Below are 20,160 nucleotides of genomic sequence, written 5' to 3'. Positions count from 1 at the left end.
AAAGGAATGAATATGACCAGAAAAGTATTGATTAGTGCAGGTGGTTCAGGGATTGGACGATGCATTGCCGAAGCATTTTTAAACAATCATGATGAAGTTTTCGTTTGTGATATTAATGCTAAAAGCCTAGAACAGTTTCAGAAAGATTATCCAAAGCTGCACATATACCCATGTGATTTAGCTAATCATGAACAAATTAAACTGATGTTTAGTGAAGTAGTTCAGAAACTTGGTGGTATTGATATTTTAGTCAATAACACAGGCATTTCAGGCCCTACGGTTGCCGCAGATGAGCTAAGTTTTGAAGATTGGAATACGGTCATTAATTTAAACCTGAATAGCACTTTTTTAATTACTCAGTTAGCTATTCCCTATTTAAAGAAAGCAGAAGAAGGCGTGATTATTAATATGTCGTCTATTGCTGGCCGCTTAGGCTATCCATATCGACTGGCCTATTCCACCTCAAAATGGGGGCTGATCGGTTTTACCAAAACACTTTCGATGGAACTCGGTGCAGATAACATTCGGGTTAACGCTATTCTTCCGGGTGCGGTAGATGGTGATCGAGTTCAACATGTATTACAGGCCCGTGCTGACGTAGCGCATACCTCACTTGAAGAAGTCACACAAAATGCACTTAAAAATCAGTCGCTCAAATATTTTGTCAATCCAAAGCATATCGCAGATTTATGCCTATTTTTAGCCTCAGATAGTGGGCGTTCTATTTCAGGCCAGATCTTACCAATTGATGGTGATAAACAATGCTTAAGCTAAATCACCAACCCTTATTTATCCGCTTAATTTCAAATACAGATCAATAATCAGGATGATCGACATGACTTATGATATTAAAAGCATGGCTGTGATTGGTGTAGGTATTATGGGCAGCGGCATTGCTCAAATTGCTGCGCAGTCAGGTCATACCACTTATTTATATGATGCCAAAGCAGGTGCTGCAGAACAGGCCAAAGAAAAACTAGCTGCTACATTTCAAAAGTTAGTCGACAAAAATAAGATTACGTCTGAGCAAGCAACAGCGGCAAATAACCATTTAATTGTCGCTCATCAAATTGAAGATTTAAAAAATTGCGATCTGATTGTAGAAGCAATTGTTGAACGTCTAGATATAAAACAAAGCTTAATGCAGCAGCTTGAAGACGTTGTTTCAGAAAATGCCATTTTAGCCTCGAACACCTCTTCTCTGTCTATTACAGCCATTGCGGCAAACTGCAAAAAACCTGAACGTGTTGTGGGTTATCACTTCTTTAACCCCGTTCCACTCATGAAAGTGGTCGAGGTGATTCGTGGTTTAAAAACTGATCCACTTATTATTGATGCCTTAAATGATCTGTCTCGTGCATTTGGTCATCGCCCTGTTGTGGCAAAAGATACCCCTGGATTTATTATTAATCATGCGGGTCGGGCTTATGGAACCGAAGCACTCAAAATCTTAAATGAAAACGTTTGTAACATTAGTGAAATTGACCGAATTTTACGTGACGGCGTTGGTTTTAGAATGGGTCCTTTTGAATTATTGGACTTAACTGGCCTTGATGTTTCTCATCCAGTCATGGAATCGATTTATCACCAATACTATGAAGAAGCCCGCTACAAACCGAACCCACTGACCAAGCAAATGCTAGATGCCAAGCAACTTGGACGTAAGGTTAATCAAGGTTTTTATAATTATGAAACCGGTTCAAAAACAGGTGAACAACCTGCTCAGTTTGTAGAGCGTTTAGCACAATATCCAAAAGTTTGGATTGCGGCAGATTTTTTAGACGATAAAAAACTGCTTGAAGATTATTTAACTCAGCAAAATATTGCCTTAGACACTCAGCCGGAACCACAAACAGATAGCTTATGTTTGCTCGCTTGTTATGGTGAAGACACAACTCAAGCGGCTACTCGCCTAGGGGTTAATCCTGAGCAGGCTGTTGCTATAGACATGCTTTATGGCATTGCAAAGCATCGAACCTTAATGCCATCACTTATTACAAAACCTGAATATCGTCGGGCTGCTCACTCTATTTTCAATCTAGATGGAAATCTGGTCAGCGTGATTGCTGAAAGTATTGGCTTTGTTGCGCAGCGCGTTTTAGCAATGGTGATTAATTTAGGCTGTGATATTGCCCAGCAAAATGTTGCCACGGTAGATGATATTAATGCCGCGGTACGTCTTGGCTTAGGCTATCCATTTGGCCCAATTGAATGGGGTGATCAAGTCGGTAGTGAAAAAATCTTACTTATTCTGAACCGTATAACAGCGCTTACGCATGACCCGCGTTACCGCCCTAGCCCGTGGTTACAGCGCCGTGTCGCACTTGATTTACCTCTTACTTTTACTCACGAGTCTTGAAAAGGAATTTCTCAATGTTAAATGCATATATCTATGATGGTTTACGCAGTCCATTTGGCCGTCATGCAGGTGAACTTGCCTCAATTCGCCCTGATGATTTAGCCGCAACTGTCATTCAAAAACTACTAGAAAAAACTGGTATTCCGGGTGCTGATATTGAAGATGTGATTTTAGGTGACACCAACCAAGCAGGTGAAGACAGTCGTAATGTAGCTCGCAACGCGCTGTTACTTGCGGGATTACCAGTCACTGTGCCGGGCCAGACAGTAAACCGCCTATGTGCTAGTGGTTTAGGTGCTGTGATTGACTCAGCACGCGCCATTACTTGTGGTGAAGGTGAACTCTATATTGCAGGTGGTGTAGAAAGTATGTCACGTGCACCCTTCGTGATGGGTAAAGCGGAAAGTGCTTATAGCCGTGATGCAAAAATCTATGACACCACCATTGGCTCTCGTTTTCCAAATAAAAAAATTATTGCTCAGTACGGCGGTCATTCAATGCCTGAAACAGGCGATAACGTTGCAGCCGATTTTGGTATTAGTCGTGAACAAGCTGACTTATTTGCAGCCCAATCACAAGCTAAATATCAAAAAGCCAAAGAAGAGGGTTTCTTTGCCGATGAAATTACGCCAATTGAGGTTTTCCAAGGCAAAAAATTGCCCCCTAAACTCGTTTCAGAAGATGAACACCCTCGCCCAAGTTCAACTGTTGAAGCACTCACAAAGTTAAAACCACTCTTTGAAGGTGGCGTGGTCACTGCTGGTAATGCCTCAGGTATTAATGATGGTGCAGCAGCCCTCTTGATTGGTTCAGAAGCAGCAGGTCAAAAATATAGCCTAAAACCTATGGCAAAAATCTTGTCAGCGGCAGCAGCGGGTATTGAGCCACGCATTATGGGTGCAGGCCCGATCGAAGCCATTAAAAAAGCAGTTGCGCGTGCGGGGCTTACTTTAGACGACATGGATATTATTGAAATTAATGAAGCTTTTGCTTCACAGGTTTTATCTTGTTTAAAAGGTTTAAATGTTGATTTTAATGACCCACGCGTAAATCCAAACGGTGGTGCGATTGCGGTTGGTCATCCACTTGGTGCATCTGGCGCTCGTCTTAGCTTAACAGTAGCTCGTGAGTTAATTCGCCGTAAAAAGAAATATGCAGTGGTGAGCCTATGTATTGGTGTAGGTCAAGGTCTTGCAATGGTGATTGAAAACGTTTCATAACCATTGATCCAGATATCCATTCATCACAACAGCGCAGTGATGAATGGATTTATTTTGCATAGCGAAATATAATGGCAAAACTATTTTGCTTTAATTATATTTGAGGATCGAATGTCTCAAAACACGGAAACTGAAAAACCAATAAATTTTGATGAGATACGTTTAGATCCTATTTCACATATACATCGGGAAAATAACCCGCAATTTATTGCTTCTTTAGCGCGCGGTTTAGAACTTTTAAGATGCTTTTCTGCAAATAATCAGGTGCTTGGTAATCAAGAATTAGCAAAAATGACAGGTCTACCTAAACCGACCATTGCACGTATTACCAATACGCTTGTGTCTTTAGGTTATTTAAAACAATTGCCTAACTCAACCAAATACACGTTAGACATTGGTGTTTTATCTTTAGGATACGCAGCACTATCTAACATCTCGATTCGTAATATTGCTCATCAATATATGGAAGAGTTGAGTCAGTATGTTCAGGCCCCTGTGGCAATGGCAACACGTGACCGATTAAATATGGTGTATATCGATGTAGTGCAAATTGAAACTGCATTAAATATGCGCCGTCCAATTGGTTCGACTTTACCACTGCATAGCAGTTCTATGGGACGAGCATGCTTGGCTGCGACTCCTGAACGTGAACGCAACTTTCTACTCGATGCACTGAAACAAAAGAACCCCGAAAACTGGCCAGCCATAAAACGCTCTTTAGAGCGAGCTTTCCGTGATTATCAAGATTATGGATATTGTTTGTCTTTAGGCGAGTGGCATAAAGAAGTGAACTCGGTGGCTGTACCTTTGGTCAGCTCCAAACATGGTCTTTATGTTTTTAACTGTGGTGCACCAAGTTTTCATTTAAATCCCGAAAAACTTGAAGGTGAAATTGGACCACGTTTAATCCACATGGTGCACAATATTCAAGATGCCTTGAATGAAACGCACTAATAACCATACTTAAAACAGTCATGGTTGTGTTGATTAAAGTTCCACTTTCATTATGACTATAGGCATGATGAAAAACGCACTCTATACCCCAACCATTATTTTAATGGCTATTGCAGCAGGCATTTGTACAGGTGGAAATTATTTTAGTCAGCCACTCATTCACTCAATTAGTGTAAGCCTAAATTTAACCGAAACAACTACAGCGTGGGTGCCTACTTTAGCCCAGATTACCTATGCTTGTGGCTTACTCTTTTTAATGCCACTAGGAGACATTTTAGAAAAGCGTAAACTGCTCTTCACCTTTATGTTACTGGCTGCAAGTGGATTAATTATTAGTGGTTTTTCACACAATATTTATCTGCTCTTACTAGGTACAATCATTACCGGTCTATTTTCCAGTTCAGCTCAGCTTCTATTACCTCTCGCCGCAAGTCTGGTTCCCATTCAACAAAGTGGTCGTGTGGTTGGCTTTTTACTGAGCGGACTAATGATGGGTGTTTTACTCGCTCGTTCTCTTTCAGGGCTGATGTCTACACTTTTCGCTTGGAATATTATTTATCTGGTCAGTGGCTTTTTATTACTGGTTATCGCCATTATTTTGCACCGTAGTATTGGATTGTTCCCACCCACCAAATCTGAAAACTATGCGAAAACCATCCGCTCACTTCCACAAATTTTTATCCAAAATCGACGTTTAAGAACCAGAACTTATATTGGTGGTTTTACATTTGCTTGCGTGAGCTTAACCTTTACCACCATGTCATTACTATTGGCTCCAGCACCCTATTTTTTTAGTGACTTTACGATTGGTCTTTTCGGTTTTGTTGGTGTTTTAGGAACGTTCGTTGCCAATTTTTCAGGTAAATTTATTGACCAAGGGTATATCCATAAAATTTCGATTTATTGCGGCATCGGGCTAATTTTAAGTTGGATATTATTTTCACTTTTACCCTACCATTTCGCTTTTTACATTATTGCCTTACTTATTCTCTACGCTTCTCTTTCTGCTGTGCATGTCACCAACCAAAGTATTGTATTTAAACTTAATCAAGAATTACGCTCACGGTTTAATGCGATTTATATGACAGGTTACTTTGCGGGTGGTGCTTTAGGCACAACAGCAGGAAGCTACGCTTGGAAACATTTTGGTTGGACAGGTGTCTGTATTTTAGGTTTAATTTTTGCCGTTTTATGTCTTTATTATTGTATCGCCGATGCAAAAGATCAGCACAACTAGCAAGCTTGTGCTGATCTTAAACGAATAACTTTCAATAATTTCGTAATAAACGTTATGAGCTAAAGTTAAATTTTATAAAAGCCCTAATAAACGTCCACGAATAATATCTTCTGCGTCTTTGACAATACGGCTGACCAACTCATCACAGGTCGGAATATCATGAATCAAACTTGCGACCAAACCACATGACCATGCGCCCGCATTGACATCACCATTAATCATGACTTTTGGATAGACGCCAGCAACTTCTTCAATAATATCTTCAAATTTAATGCTCTCACCAAGCGCTTTTTCTTTTGCCACGATTTTTTCTACGGCCGCATTATTCATGACACGTTCGGTGTTTCGTAAAGCCCGCATAATTAAACGCGTATCTAGTTCGGTTGCATTCAATATCGCCTGTTTTACATTTGCATGTACAGGAGCTTCCTGAGTTGCAATAAAACGCGTGCCCATATTAATTCCATCTGCCCCCATGGCTAAAGCTGCCGCGAGTGAACGTCCATCCGCCATACCTCCTGAAGCAACAAATGGAATTTCTAATGCATCAGCTGCTAAAGGCAATAAAATCATATTTGGCACATCATCCTCACCAGGGTGGCCACCACACTCAAATCCATCTACAGAAACTGCATCGCACCCAATTTGCTGTGCTTTTAAGCTATGTCGAACCGAAGTACATTTATGAATAACTTTAATGCCAGCCGCCTTTAAATATGGCATGACTTGTTCAGGATTACGCCCCGCTGTTTCTACAACCTTTACCCCACCTTTAATAATTGCCTCTACAAAACCCGGATAATCAGGGGTATTCACCGTAGGCAAAAAAGTTAAATTCACGCCAAAAGGTTTATCAGTCATTTCTCGACAGCGCGCAATTTCTTTTGCCAGATTTTCAGGTGTACGCTGAGTCAGGCCAGTAATAATGCCTAATCCACCTGCATTTGAAACCGCAGCAGCAAGCTCCGCAAAACCGACATAATGCATACCACCTTGAATAATCGGGTGCTCGATTTCAAATAATTCTGTAATTTTCGTCTTCATATTATTTCCACTCACTTTTTATATACCTAGCTTCTGATTTCCTTAGCATGTCTAGATACTTTATTACCAATAAATCCTGTAAACATTTCTAAACTTACAAAGCTTAAAATTTCGTATTACAAAATTTTATACCACAATATAAAACAAATTAATTGATAACGGAATTTATTTTCGATAGGATCATCTTATTAATTTAAAGTCTTAATTTCAGATCTGTCTGAAAATATTTGGTTTGAATCAACAATAAAGCAAATATTTTTCAAATAGTTAAACAAAAGGAATGAATGATGCAGCAGGATGATATGAGTCAAAATAAATTGACAATAGGTGTAATTAAGCAACATTTAGATAAAAATATACTCACACTAACAATGAGCAATCCCACCAAAAAGAATGCGATTAATTATGAAATGTATTCTGCACTCAGTCAGGCATTAGATGAGGCAGCAATCAATCAAGAAGTTCATGTTGTTATACTCACAGGCGAAGGGTCTGCATTTACCAGTGGCAATGATGTAAATGCATTTGAAAAACGAGATACCACCAGTTCCGAACCACCCGCTTCGATTGTTTTCTTAAAAAGCTTAGCAACGTTTCCAAAACCGATTATTGCTAAAGTAAATGGTGTGGCAATTGGCATTGGCAGCACCATGCTTTTACACTGTGACCTTGTATATGCAAGCCAAAACTCTATTTTCCAATTTCCCTTTGTGAATTTGGGACTTGTACCTGAAGCAGGTTCTAGTTACATCTTACCGAGATTATTAGGTTTCGCTCGAGCTTCTGAAATTATTTTACTCGGCGAGAAATTTTCGGCGCAACAAGCTAAAAATTATGGTTTAGTAAATAACGTATGCGAAGAAAATGAGCTTGATCAATTTGTTGAAGATACGGCAACCAAACTCGCAAATAAGCCAAGTCAAGCTTTACAGCTCAGCAAAAAGTTACTAAGAGATATGCCTATTGATGATCTATTAAATCGTATTGATCATGAGTCGACTATTTTTTCTCATTGTTTGCAAGGTGAAGAATTTAAAGAAGCTCTAAGTGCCTTCAAAGAAAAAAGAAAACCGAACTTTCATAAGCACGTCATTTGAAATATAACTTATGAAAAAGGCCAGCAATCAATATCTTTTCTGGCCTTTTCGATTTTTTAATTCAGTACAATTAACTAATCTCAGTACGAATGTTATTCACCATATGCAAAAGACGTGGTGCAATATCTTCTTCAAGTTTTTCACGGTTCATAATAAAGCTTGGACCGCCACAGTTGAACACCAGTAAACCATGTTGTTCATGAATCAGTGGAACTGCGACTGAATTCACATCTTTATGCCATTCGCCAATTGAAAAACAATATCCAAAATCTTGGTAGTCTTTAAAAGCTTTATCTAAATCACGATTAATCTTGATCCAGTCTTCTTTGTGCTTGCTACGAATCGCATCTAGCAGAAACTCTCGTTCATCTTCAGGCATTGCAGCTAAACAGGCACGTCCCATCGAACTTAAATGAATCGGTAAATAGGTTCCGACCTGACGGCGCATGGTCATATTTCCTTTACCTTGTACCACATCAAGATAAATCATATTCAGTCGATCACGTGTTGCCATTGCAACAGCAGCGCCAGCATAGTCTGCCAGATTTTTCATATATGGATGAGCAATAGAACGAATCGACACGTTAGAAAGCATCGAGTAACCAAAAGCAAGAACCCCAACTGAAAGTTGAAATTTGCTCGAGTTTGGTACTTGTTTGATATAACCCAAACGAGACAAAGTGTGCGTTAGACGAGTAATGGTTGGCTTAGGTAACCCCGTCATTTGTGCGAGTTCTTGGTTTCCTAAATGCTGATGTTTTGGGGTAAAACAACGTAATAGCTCTAAACCACGGGCTAATGCAGTAATAAATTGGCGATCATTTTCATCCTGCATGTCTTGAATCGGATGTAATAATTCATGTCTTAAAGGCGCTAATAATTTTTCTGTTTGCTCTGCATCTACTGCATCATTCATATCTATACCAATCCATATTTTGTTTCGCACTGCGAAAATTATAATCTATTTTTTCTATAAATAGCAAAAGAGCAAACGTCCTAGTCTGCATCTAAAATATAACTTGATTTAAACCCTTCAAGCGAAAGGCTAAATATTTTATTTTCTAATTTTAACCTTCCACTTTTAAGCTACTTACCCAATTACGCCCTTTTTCTTAAGCTCAGCTAGTTTTTCAAGAGAAACCACTCGGCCCAAAACGGCCTGTGTATGTTCCCCCAACAACGGAGGAGCTGTTTTGTACTCAACAGGTGTTCTTGAAAGTTTGATTGGCGAACCAATTACCTTCAATTTTTCACGTTGCGGGTGATTCATCTCGACTAACATTTCTCGAGCAATCACTTGCGGCTCTTGAAAAGCTTGTTCCAAGTTATTAATCACACCGACCGGAACTTTAGCGGCATAAATTGCATCTACCCATTCATCTGCTGTTTTTGTTAAAAAGTGATTTGATAAAATCCCGATAATTTCATCGCGATGTTTGATTCGGTCTGCATTTCGGGCAAAACGCGCATCATTTGGTAAATCGGGTAAACCAATACTTCTACAGAGCTGAATAAACTGAGTGTCATTTCCACACGCGATAATAAAATCACGATCAGAAGCTTTAAATACTTGGTAAGGCACAATATTGGCGTGTGCATTGCCATAACGCTTAGGGATGTTACCTGATGAAAGATAATTCATTCCCTGATTTGCCATAGTCGCAATTTGGACATCAAGCAAGGCCATATCAATATATTGTCCTAAACCCGTCACATGGCGGTTGAGTAAAGCAGCCTGTATGGCAATCGTAGAATAAAGTCCTGTAGCTAAATCAGAAAATGCGACCCCTACTTTTTGAGGACCGCCGCCCCGCAAATCATCACGCTCACCTGTAACTGACATGAGTCCGCCCATGCCTTGAATAATAAAGTCATAACCGGGCTCTTCTGCTCTTGGGCCATTTTGACCAAAACCTGTAATTGAGCAATACACCAGTTTAGGGTTAATCGCAGATAAAGACTCATAGTCCAAACCGTATTTTTTCAAAGAACCCGCTTTGTAGTTTTCAATCACGACATCGGTGTCTTGAATAAGGGCTTTAATCAATTCTTGGCCCTCAGGACTCGCAATGTCGATAGCAACAGACAGTTTATTGCGGTTAGTAGATTGATAATAAGCAGCTTCTTGAGTATCAAACCCTGAGTCATCTTTCATCCAAGGTGGCCCCCAAGAACGGGTATCGTCACCGACTTTCGGTCTTTCAATTTTGATTACTTCTGCACCCAAATCGGCAAGAATCTGTCCACACCAAGGCCCAGCCAATACCCGACTTAAGTCAAGCACCCGAATTCCATTTAAAGCACCCATCTTCATCCCACTATATTTTGTGACTTATTTCCTATAGGAAAACTTACCCATTTAAAATTTCGCATAGCGATATATATTTTTAATATACACAGGTCTTTTTAAAAATCAAACTATAATTTTCCACTAGAAATAATGATTTTTTATAAGAAAATATAGCTTAAATAAATCAATAAATTAGCTAAAGATAAATCAATAACAAAGTACCGCATTGCGAAATTAATTTTCAAAATATATTGTTTTGCGCTCATTCATTGATTACTATCGCTTCAAATATTGGTGATTTTACGAACATCACATTGATGTTTTCTGCATGTAGTAAAAGGATGAGACTATGATTCGAGATCAGGAAACCTTAAATCAACTTGTTGATATGATTCGACAATTTGTTGAAGGTGTATTAATTCCTCATGAGAATGAAGTCGCTGAAACGGATGAAATTCCTCAAGATATCGCTGAACAGATGAAAGCTCTCGGCTTATTTGGTTTAACCATTCCAGAAGAGTACGAAGGCCTTGGACTGACAATGGAAGAAGAGGTCTATGTGGCTTTTGAATTAGGTCGTACCTCTCCTGCTTTTCGCTCTCTTATTGGTACCAATAATGGCATTGGTTCAAGTGGCCTGATTATTGACGGTACTGAAGCACAAAAATCATTTTTCTTGCCACGTTTAGCACGTGGTGAAGTGATCAGTTCTTTTTGCTTAACCGAACCAGATGCAGGCTCTGATGCTGCCTCTTTAAAGACTAGTGCAGTAAAAGAGGGTGACTTTTACATTTTAAATGGCACAAAACGCTTTATTACCAATGCTCCTCACGCTGGCGTATTTACAGTAATGGCACGCACAAGTTCTGATATTAAGGGTGCTGGTGGTATTTCTGCTTTTATTGTCGACAGCCAAACTCCGGGTATTTCTCTTGGCAAACGCGATAAAAAAATGGGGCAAAAAGGCGCTCACACTTGTGATGTGATTTTTGAAAATTGTCGTATTCCTGCTTCAGCACTCATTGGTGGAGTTGAAGGCGTTGGTTTTAAAACCGCCATGAAAGTGCTGGATAAAGGTCGTTTGCATATTGCGGCTTTGAGCGTCGGAGCAGCAGCCCGAATGCTAGACGATTCTTTAAAGTACGCCATCGAACGTAAGCAATTTGGGCAACCGATTGCCGAATTCCAACTTATTCAAGCCATGCTCGCCGACTCCAAAGCCGAGATTTATGCAGCTAGATGCATGGTTTTAGATGCTGCACGCCTACGTGATGCAGGACAAAACGTCAGCACTGAAGCTTCCTGCGCAAAAATGTTTGCAACCGAAATGTGTGGTCGAGTTGCAGATCGCTGCGTACAAATTCATGGCGGTGCAGGTTACATCAGTGAATATGCAATTGAACGTTTTTATCGAGATGTTCGTTTGTTCCGCCTCTATGAAGGGACCACTCAAATTCAACAAATGATTATTGCCCGAAACATGATTCGCGCGGCTTCTTAATCAAATTTAAAGCACTTCAAAACGACTTGGAGTGCTTTCAATCAAATGTAGGTAATGGATTATGGCTACAAATTACAAAGAAGGTCTTTCTCGTATACAGCCTCATACGTGGAAAATAGCATTTATTTTTGCATTTTTAGCGTTATTGGTTGATGGTGCAGATTTGATGCTGCTGTCTTATAGCTTAAATAGTATTAAGGCAGATTTTGGATTAAGTTCAGTACAAGCAGGTATGCTTGGCAGTTTTACATTGGCAGGAATGGCTGTTGGTGGAATTTTTGGGGGATGGGCGTGCGATAAATTTGGTCGCGTCCGCATTGTTGTTATTTCTATTTTAATTTTCTCACTCCTCACCTGTGGCTTAGGCTTTACTCAGAGCTTTTTTCAATTTGGTATTTTAAGATTTTTTGCATCACTTGGTTTGGGTTCACTTTATATTGCCTGTAATACCCTCATGGCCGAATATGTACCAACACGTTTCCGCACAACTGTACTAGGCACGCTACAAGCTGGCTGGACCGTTGGCTATATTGTTGCGACTTTGCTTGCAGGCTGGATTATTCCAGATCATGGCTGGCGTGTGCTGTTTTATGTTGCGATTATTCCGGTCATTATTGCTATTTTAATGCATATTTTTGTACCAGAACCACAAGCATGGCAACAGGCTCGACTACAGCAAACTAGCCTTACGCAAAATAATGAAAAAACATCAGCATTTAAGCTTATTTTTCAAGATAAACGAAACCGAAATATGTTTATCTTATGGGCGTTAACAGCGGGCTTCTTACAGTTTGGCTACTATGGCGTAAATAACTGGATGCCATCATATCTAGAAAGTGAATTGGGTATGAAGTTTAAAGAAATGACTGCCTATATGGTGGGTACATATACCGCGATGATTTTAGGTAAAGTTCTTGCCGGCATGATGGCAGACAAACTAGGACGTCGTTTTACCTATGCCTTTGGTGCAATCGGCACTGCTATTTTCTTACCGCTTATTGTTTTTTATAACTCACCAAGCAACATTTTATATTTACTCGTCACCTTCGGTTTCTTATACGGTATTCCTTACGGCGTAAATGCAACCTATATGACCGAAAGCTTTGCAACAGCCATCCGCGGTACAGCCATTGGTGGTGCTTATAATGTGGGACGTTTAGGCGCTGCGTTGGCACCCGCAACGATTGGCTTTTTAGCATCGGGCGGTTCTATTGGCCTAGGTTTTTTGGTCATGGGGGCTGCCTACCTGATTTGTGGTGTGATACCTGCCCTATTCATTAAAGAAAAATTATATGACCCACAAAAGTCGTAAAGAGATCCATCACAAAATACCATATAGGCCATGTGCCTATATGGTGATGGTTCTAACGATCAAACAGATGTTTTAGATCGTTAGCAGGAAATAAGGAGTTTACTACTCAAAATTATTCCTTATTTCCACATATGTAGAGTTTATTACTCTTCATTTTAATTTTTTAGGTAAGCTTAGCTCCCAAGGGAGCTAAGCTTAAAAAGATGAAGATGTATTTGGTATTTTTAATCGCTTTAAAATAAAAGAACCCGCTTTAAAGCAGGTTCTCTGATTACTTAGAAAATCAACTGGCGTGCTTAAAACTATCAATTTGCTTAATCTCATAAGGCAAACCGACATAGTTTTCAGCCAATGTTGTTCTACCTGCAATAGACCCGAGCACATAACTTAGTTCGGCTTGTTTAATCTTATGATCAAACTCACTTTCAGTTTCAAAGCGATGCAATAAATGAGTCATCCACCAAGAAAAACGCTCTGCTTTCCATACACGTTGTAGGCATTTTTCAGAATATTCATCAATACCCTGTTCTGAACCTTCTACATAATATTGAATAAGTGCGCTTGATAAATAAGCGATATCGGAAGCCGCGAGATTGAGGCCTTTTGCTCCTGTTGGTGGAACAATATGCGCAGCATCACCTGCTAGAAATAGTTTGCCGAAGCGCATTGGCTCGGTCACAAAGCTACGTAACGGCGCAATACTTTTTTCAATAGAGGCCCCAGTTACTAGCTTTTCACGACTTTCAGGGTCTAAGCGAAGTTTTAATTCATCCCAAAACTTTTCATCTGACCAGTCTTCTACGTGATCGGTTAAAGGGACTTGTAAATAATAACGGCTACGCGTTTCTGAACGCATACTGCATAAAGCAAATCCACGTTCTGACTGTACGTAAATCAGTTCATCGGCTACTGGTGGAACATCTGCCAATACCCCTAACCAGCCAAAAGGATAAACTTTTTCAAAGGTCTTAATTTTATCTTCAGGTACGCTGGCACGGCAGACACCATGGTAGCCATCACAACCTGCTATAAAGTCACACTCAATTTGAAAGGCTTTACCTTGGTAATCAAACTCAACTTTTGGTGCAGTGTAAAAATCTTTCACTTGTACATTTTGAGCTTCATAAAATGAAGTAAGCTGCGCTGCTTCACGCGCAGTCATTAAATCTTTGGTAACTTCGGTCTGACCATATACGGTCACTTGTTTTCCACCCGTTAGTGCAGCCAAGTCAACCCGATGTTTTACACCATTGGTTAAGATTTCAATGCCTGAATGCGGTAATCCTTTGTCTTTTAAATTTTGGTCAACACCTGCTTGTTTCAGTAAATCGACCGAAACTTGCTCTAAAATTCCTGCACGAATCCGTGAAGCCACATATTCAGCACTACGTTGCTCAACAATAATATGGTCGATACCAGCTTTATATAAAAGTTGCCCAAGCAATAACCCTGCTGGTCCAGAACCAATAATTGCAACCTGTGTCTTTAAAATATCCATAACTTCATCCTTGTTTCATCCTGACTTTTAAATTACTGGCTTTAAGTTTTATGCACTATGTATCCAAGACGAAAATAACCGTTTATCATTTAGTTTGTCCGAATAGCGGACAGAAACAACCAAAATAACAGGAATGAAAGGATGCCTTCTCTCGATGCTTTTTTAGAGCACCCGAACTCGCATGAGAAAATTCGTCAAGAAGACTACATTGCAGGATTAGCAAAAGGCTTAGCTTTACTGGAAGCCTTTGGAACAGATCGCCAACGGCTCAATGTCACTCAAGTTGCCGAACGAACCGGTATTAGTCGTACGGCGGCAAGGCGTTATCTAAAAACTTTAAAATATTTAGGCTATTTAGAAACAGATGAACATTACTTTTGGCTCACCCATCGCGTGCTGCGCTTTTCAAGTTCTTATTTAAGCTCTGCGCATTTGCCTAAAGTTGCTCAATCATTTTTAAATCTTTTGTGCGCGCAGACATCGCTTACTTTTTCGATTGTAGTTCTGGACGATAATGAAGTCGTACCGATTGCCCGTAGTTATTTACCGCAGCAAGATAATTTACGTGTTAGCCCTTATGGCATGCATTTAGGAAATCGACTCCCCGCCCATGCAACTTCGACAGGCAAAGTGTTACTTGCGGCACTGTCTGAAGAAGCTCAGCACGCATGGGTAAAAACCTATGGCTTAAAACGCTTAACCCCTTTTACCATTGTAGATGAGTCAAAGTTTTTTGAAGTGCTTAAAGGCATTTCGTTATCGGATTATTGTCTTTCTAAAGAAGAACATGAACTTGGTGTGATTGCAATTGCGGTGCCCGTTTTTAATGCACAAGGTCAAGCCGTGGCAGCGCTTAACTGCATGTCTCAAACCAACCGTGTACAAGAAGATTATTTGGTTCAGCAAATCTTGCCATTGCTGCGCAACACGGCCAATGAACTTAGAAATGTGATTTAAATAGACTCAGAAACTCTTGTCATCAATTAGAGGTGCAAGAGTTTCGACTCATAATTTTAAAACAACGAAGTCGTTAACTTACTGGCTTGCCAGAACTCATGAAAGAACGAATACGAGCCAATTGAGCAGCTAAACAATATTGAAAAAATTACTTACAGCAATTTTAGGCATTGGTCTGTTGAGGAAGATTTTGTTCAATAGACATGGCTTTTTTCCAGCTTTCTAAGTTTTCTAGACCTTTTACATATTGCTCAATATTGAGATATTTTGATCGAATATTTAAAGAATTAATTAGACCATAGACTACGAAACCAATCATAAAATCGGCACCCGTTAAGCAATTGTCTACTAAGAATTTTTTGCCTACTAATTGTTGATCTAAATATGAAAATACTTTATCCAACTCAGCATGCGCATATTGATCCAAGAACTTTAATTGAGTGCCATTTTTTAACTCAATCGAATTAAAAATATTTAATAAATATGGAACCATAGCCGAACTTTCTGAAAAATGAACCCATTGTAAATAATCAAGATAACTGTCTGAATCTTTCGCGGGCATAAGTTGAGGAGCAAACTTTTCAATCAAAATTTCTACAATGGCACCTGATTCAGCAATTACTTTTCCATTGAACTCAATCACAGGTGATTTTCCTAAAGGATGAATATTTTTTAATTCTTGAGGTGCAAGATTTGTAGTTTTATCTCGAAAATAACTTTTTAATTCATAAGGTTGATTAATTTCTTCAAGTAACCACAGAATGCGAAATGAGCGTGAAGCATTTAAATGATGAAGAATAATAGACATTAATTTTCTCTTTTAAACTAGAAGGCCAACAAAGTGAGGCCTAACTATATAGATCTATAGACGACCGGTCTAATATTTTTTGTTATCAACTCAGTATTTATCTGATTAAGTAATAAAGTAAATGTATTAAAAACATAAAAAAACCACATCCGTAGATATGGTGACAAATTGGCTTTTAATTTTATCGATTGTCTAGCGCATTCTGAGGCCTCAAATTACATTAACTAGCTAAACTGCACAAAAAACAATCCATCACCTTTTCCCGATCATCTACCCCATCTGAGCTTAGATGCTGAATAATTGCGCCTTCAATCATATATAAAAATAGTTTGGCATCCTGAAAAGTCGCATCGGTTTTTAGTTTTATAAGCTGGCTATAGATTTCATTGGTGAGCCATGTTCGATATCTCACTGCGGTTTGATAGGCATTTGGATAATTATTTTTAGTTTCAAAAATGGCTTTAAATATTAAGTAATACGGTCCTTCTAAATCAGTATGTAAATAATAAAGTTTTTTGAGTTTATCTATCACACTTGTGCCTTGGTCGTACTCAGCAATTGAAACCACTTTTTCTTTTAACCGTTCTTTTTGCACAATTAGACAGATTTCAACGAAGCGTTGCTTAGAGTGAAAATAACTATAAAACGTCATTTTTGCCACTCCTGCTTCTCGCATAATTTTGTCGACGCCCACCATAGGAAACCCATCGTGATGAAACAGACTAGTCCCTTTTTTTACAACTTCTAAAGCACGTGTTGAGAGAACTAAATTTGGCATAGTTTTTCCGTTATAAATTCTTGTTGTTTCTAAATGAGATAAAAAACCTGTGCCCTTTCTGGGAGAAAAAAAGGCACAGCAAAGCCGTAAAGACTGTGCTTGGCACATCTCAAGTTTGTTGTTGCTAAGTTTTAATTAAAAAAGACTTAAAGCCTGAAAACCTTAGGGAAATCAAGCTGCTTTAATTTTTAAGCTGTGTCGTTATAGCTTTTGGCAAAGGTTGCCAAGAAATAATGGATGTGCAAAGCCAACTCCTTTTTATTGGGAGTTCTGCCAACATGAATAGGAATTATGGTGGCAGAACGGAAGAGGGTTCGCGGACTGGGTAAGACTCCAGCACACCCGAAGGTGTCCCACTCCCGTCCTACCGCAACGGGAGGAGACTAGGAGTAACACATAAGACTATCCCTCAGACGGAATAACTCTGATGTGCTCTTACTGCGGTCCGCGACGACCGACTGGCAATGTAGGCCAGCAGGCAAAGGATAGTGCTCTGCCCTTTAGCAGTCAAGCACACAAAATGACATTTGCTTTAAATTAAATCATTAAAAAAGTAAGGCTAAATAATGAGGGAGTTATTGTTAAGTGGGGCGTTATAGAGGAATAGAATTTATCTAAAAATATTAATTTTCAATAGGTAAGTTCCAAATATAAAAAAGTAAATAATGAAATGAAAATATCCTTATGAGATGTACAACAAGAATTCAATGGTCAATTAAATCATTCTAGAAAATGCTAAAGAATGGGTAAAAGAGAATAAATACACTGGAAAACCAAGTCTTAATTTTTGAACATCGCATTAAGGAAGATCTTCTTTATAAATAGCAATATACTTAAGCAATATTGGATTAAAAATATTTTCTAACAAATACATTGAGGATGAGAACAGTATTAAAAAATATCCACACTAGAATTAATAAAGTTTATTTACAGAAATATTATTTTAAAATAATAATTTACTTAATTATTTCAATAAGCTTTCAGCATTCTAAGATTTATAAAAAATTAAAATGCTAGAAAATTACAATCCATAACAATAGACAGATTATTCCTCTTTCATCAATATGCACTAACTAGAGGCACAGATTTGATTAAACCACTAGAATGCATCTCCATGGATCATGTTGAATTATAATCTATACATTTTTATTTAATTATCATTATATAAAAAATATTTTTAAATTTAAAATTCAAGCAATTAATAATTTTTAATATTATCTGGTATGACTTTTGCTTTTTGATTAAGGCGGTACAACATAAAACTAATATATAAAGGAGACTAACCATGTCACTACATGTTAAGCCACTTACAAGCGAAGGAAAAATTCGAATAGAAAATATTCTTCAGCAAGCAGTAAAAGATATTAAATTTCGTGAACTATTAACTGAGAATCCAAAGGAGGCATTAAAAAACTCAGGATTAACCGAGGAGGAAATTAGTGTTATTTCGACTATGCGGCGTGTAGCACTAGAAGAATGGGGTATTGATGTACGTCCATTCCGCGGCTTCCTAAGAGATAACGGATTCAAAATAATAGAAAATCTGAAATTAGAAGAAGTTGCATAACATCATAATTAACCTAAAACTATACTTTGAAAGAGAACACTAAATCTCTTTCAAAGTACAATTAAAAGAAGGAATTATAATTTGGCTACAAATATATATCTATTAGGATCAGGGATTTTAGGTTCTCTTCATCTTACAGAAGAAACAAAACAGGCTCTTCAAATATCAAAACATATATTTGTTTTAAATCCTGATACATCCTTAATTGAGGACTTTAAAGAAACATACACCTCTGCTCAAGTACATGATATGGCTTATCTTTATAAAGATGAATTATATCGCCAAGATGTATACAAAAAAATTTCTGAAGTTATTATAGAAACCGCAAAAGATAATGGTCCTGTATCATTTATAGTACATGGGCATCCTCTATTTTTAGTTAGTGCATCTGAATACACCCTTGATTTAGCAAAAAAAAATAATCTATCGTTAAGAATTTTACCAGGCATAAGTTCCTTTGACACATTAATGTGTGATCTTAAAATTGATTATGGGTATGCTTTACAGTTTTTTGATAGTACGACATTAATAAATCACAATTGGAGTTTGAATACTGAAGTACCACTTCTAATATTTCAATTAAGTACTACCAATAATAAAGAAATCATGCTAGGAGAAATTAATGGCTCTGCCTTAACCCCTTTAAAAGAACATTTAATTAAATTTTATCCTGAAGAACATGAAGTTTATATTATACATTCTGCAACACAAATTTTAGAAATATCAGACATAAAGAAAATTAAGATTCAAGATATTACTAGTAATGAAATTTTACTAAACAATAGACCTACTCTCTATATTCCACCATTAGACAAAGGGTTACAAAATGCTTTTTAATAATTTTTACAGTGATAATGATTTAAAATTTTATTCTAAAACACTCCTTTCTAGAGGTTGGGTAATTTTGCCTAATTTTTTATCTAGCAATCTAGTTGTCACTTTAACTGAAGAAGCTATATTAATTAAAAAAGACTTAGAATTTGGTATTCAATCAAATTCTATAACAGATGAAGAAGGCAATTTTTTAGTGATTAATTCACTATTTTCTAAGAGTGAATTTCTTTTTGATTTATCTAGAGATAAAGAAATAATGAATGTCTCTGAAAAGTTATTAAGTAAATCTGTAATTCCTATACATTGTGAATATTTCTGTAAACCTAAATTAGGCGCATATCCTACCCCTGCACACCAAGATCAAATTTTTTATCAAAGCCATTTTGATGATGAAATGGCTATAACATATTGGTGTCCATTAACTGATATTAATTTAGGCGATGGCGCACTAGAATATGCAAAAACAAATAATTTAATGGAATTATTACCTCATGTAAAATCTGATGCGCGTGATTTTGGAATGGAGCTTAAAGATTCTTCAGAATATACCTTTGAACCGGTAATTCTAAAAAAAGGAGACTGCATAGTACATCATGCTTATGCTATTCACCGTAGTGGACAAAAGAATACTCTTCCAGCTCGGGAAGCCTTTGCATTTAACTATCGCTCATCTAGCTTTAGAGAAAATATGAAGGGGAAATGAA

The 20,160-nt window shown here is 38.0% G+C and carries 18 protein-coding genes; 12 read left to right on the top strand and 6 right to left on the bottom strand.

Annotated elements, in window-relative coordinates; all coding sequences use genetic code 11:
* Positions 1-12 precede the first annotated feature (12 nt).
* The 5 genes from WA249_RS11600 to WA249_RS11580 all read left to right on the top strand — a co-directional run bounded on the left by WA249_RS11600 (position 13) and on the right by WA249_RS11580 (position 5,770).
* Positions 13-774, top strand: a complete 762-nt coding sequence (locus WA249_RS11600; RefSeq protein WP_336168850.1) for an SDR family oxidoreductase — start codon at positions 13-15, stop codon at positions 772-774.
* A gap of 61 nt (positions 775-835) precedes the next feature.
* The gene (locus WA249_RS11595) at positions 836-2,359 is read left to right on the top strand and encodes a 3-hydroxyacyl-CoA dehydrogenase (protein WP_336168847.1); all 1,524 of its coding nucleotides are present in this window, start codon (positions 836-838) and stop codon (positions 2,357-2,359) included.
* Between the two features lie 14 nt (positions 2,360-2,373).
* Positions 2,374-3,579, top strand: a complete 1,206-nt coding sequence (locus tag WA249_RS11590; protein ID WP_336168845.1) for a 3-oxoadipyl-CoA thiolase — start codon at positions 2,374-2,376, stop codon at positions 3,577-3,579.
* Positions 3,580-3,690: 111 nt separating this feature from the next.
* On the top strand, positions 3,691-4,533 hold the full coding sequence (locus tag WA249_RS11585; protein WP_009391028.1) for an IclR family transcriptional regulator: 843 nt from the start codon (positions 3,691-3,693) through the stop codon (positions 4,531-4,533).
* Positions 4,534-4,597: 64 nt separating this feature from the next.
* Positions 4,598-5,770 (top strand): MFS transporter, encoded by a 1,173-nt coding sequence (locus tag WA249_RS11580; RefSeq protein WP_336168843.1) that lies wholly within the window; start codon positions 4,598-4,600, stop codon positions 5,768-5,770.
* A gap of 72 nt (positions 5,771-5,842) precedes the next feature.
* Here the strand turns inward: WA249_RS11580 and WA249_RS11575 are convergent, their stop codons facing one another.
* A complete protein-coding gene (locus WA249_RS11575; RefSeq protein WP_336168840.1) occupies positions 5,843-6,814 on the bottom strand; it encodes an NAD(P)H-dependent flavin oxidoreductase in 972 nt (323 codons plus the stop codon).
* A gap of 287 nt (positions 6,815-7,101) precedes the next feature.
* Here WA249_RS11575 and WA249_RS11570 point away from each other — a divergent pair, with 287 nt between their 5' ends.
* The gene (locus WA249_RS11570; protein ID WP_336168839.1) at positions 7,102-7,911 is read left to right on the top strand and encodes an enoyl-CoA hydratase; all 810 of its coding nucleotides are present in this window, start codon (positions 7,102-7,104) and stop codon (positions 7,909-7,911) included.
* A 70-nt stretch (positions 7,912-7,981) separates the two neighbouring features.
* Here WA249_RS11570 and WA249_RS11565 read toward each other — a convergent pair whose 3' ends face one another.
* On the bottom strand, positions 7,982-8,827 hold the full coding sequence (locus WA249_RS11565) for an IclR family transcriptional regulator (protein ID WP_003651125.1): 846 nt from the start codon (positions 8,825-8,827) through the stop codon (positions 7,982-7,984).
* A gap of 174 nt (positions 8,828-9,001) precedes the next feature.
* Positions 9,002-10,219: a CaiB/BaiF CoA transferase family protein gene (locus WA249_RS11560; RefSeq protein WP_336168836.1), complete on the bottom strand. Its 1,218-nt coding sequence runs from the start codon at positions 10,217-10,219 to the stop codon at positions 9,002-9,004.
* A 331-nt stretch (positions 10,220-10,550) separates the two neighbouring features.
* Here WA249_RS11560 and WA249_RS11555 point away from each other — a divergent pair, with 331 nt between their 5' ends.
* Complete coding sequence (locus tag WA249_RS11555) at positions 10,551-11,702, top strand: acyl-CoA dehydrogenase family protein (protein ID WP_336168834.1); 1,152 nt, start codon at positions 10,551-10,553, stop codon at positions 11,700-11,702.
* A gap of 61 nt (positions 11,703-11,763) precedes the next feature.
* A complete protein-coding gene (locus tag WA249_RS11550) occupies positions 11,764-13,014 on the top strand; it encodes an MFS transporter (protein ID WP_336168832.1) in 1,251 nt (416 codons plus the stop codon).
* A 283-nt stretch (positions 13,015-13,297) separates the two neighbouring features.
* On the opposite strand, the gene pobA is transcribed toward WA249_RS11550, so the two are convergent.
* Complete coding sequence (gene pobA, locus WA249_RS11545) at positions 13,298-14,512, bottom strand: 4-hydroxybenzoate 3-monooxygenase (protein WP_336168830.1); 1,215 nt, start codon at positions 14,510-14,512, stop codon at positions 13,298-13,300.
* Between the two features lie 141 nt (positions 14,513-14,653).
* Between pobA and pobR the strand changes: the two genes are divergently transcribed.
* Positions 14,654-15,469 (top strand): IclR family transcriptional regulator PobR, encoded by an 816-nt coding sequence (gene pobR, locus WA249_RS11540; RefSeq protein ID WP_336168828.1) that lies wholly within the window; start codon positions 14,654-14,656, stop codon positions 15,467-15,469.
* 163 nt (positions 15,470-15,632) lie between these two features.
* Here pobR and WA249_RS11535 read toward each other — a convergent pair whose 3' ends face one another.
* Positions 15,633-16,277 carry a glutathione S-transferase family protein gene (locus WA249_RS11535; protein ID WP_336168826.1) on the bottom strand — a complete coding sequence of 215 codons (645 nt, stop codon included), beginning with the start codon at positions 16,275-16,277 and terminating at the stop codon, positions 15,633-15,635.
* Positions 16,278-16,497: 220 nt separating this feature from the next.
* The gene (locus tag WA249_RS11530) at positions 16,498-17,055 is read right to left on the bottom strand and encodes a TetR/AcrR family transcriptional regulator (RefSeq protein WP_336168825.1); all 558 of its coding nucleotides are present in this window, start codon (positions 17,053-17,055) and stop codon (positions 16,498-16,500) included.
* 1,285 nt (positions 17,056-18,340) lie between these two features.
* Here WA249_RS11530 and WA249_RS11525 point away from each other — a divergent pair.
* The 3 genes from WA249_RS11525 (at position 18,341) to WA249_RS11515 (ending at position 20,159) form a co-directional block, all read left to right on the top strand.
* Positions 18,341-18,622: a hypothetical protein gene (locus WA249_RS11525; RefSeq protein ID WP_336168823.1), complete on the top strand. Its 282-nt coding sequence runs from the start codon at positions 18,341-18,343 to the stop codon at positions 18,620-18,622.
* An 81-nt stretch (positions 18,623-18,703) separates the two neighbouring features.
* Entirely contained in the window at positions 18,704-19,459 is a 756-nt protein-coding gene (locus WA249_RS11520; protein ID WP_336168821.1) for an SAM-dependent methyltransferase, read from the top strand.
* Entirely contained in the window at positions 19,449-20,159 is a 711-nt protein-coding gene (locus tag WA249_RS11515; RefSeq protein ID WP_336168819.1) for a phytanoyl-CoA dioxygenase family protein, read from the top strand. The genes WA249_RS11520 and WA249_RS11515 overlap by 11 nt, the downstream gene beginning before the upstream one ends.
* The last annotated feature ends 1 nt before the right edge of the window (position 20,160 follow it).

This window comes from Acinetobacter sp. 161(2023), assembly GCF_037027805.1.
In the GTDB taxonomy this organism is placed as follows: domain Bacteria; phylum Pseudomonadota; class Gammaproteobacteria; order Pseudomonadales; family Moraxellaceae; genus Acinetobacter.
The sequence above is the reverse complement of the archived record's forward strand: the minus strand, read 5'-3'. Positions and strand labels throughout refer to the sequence as shown.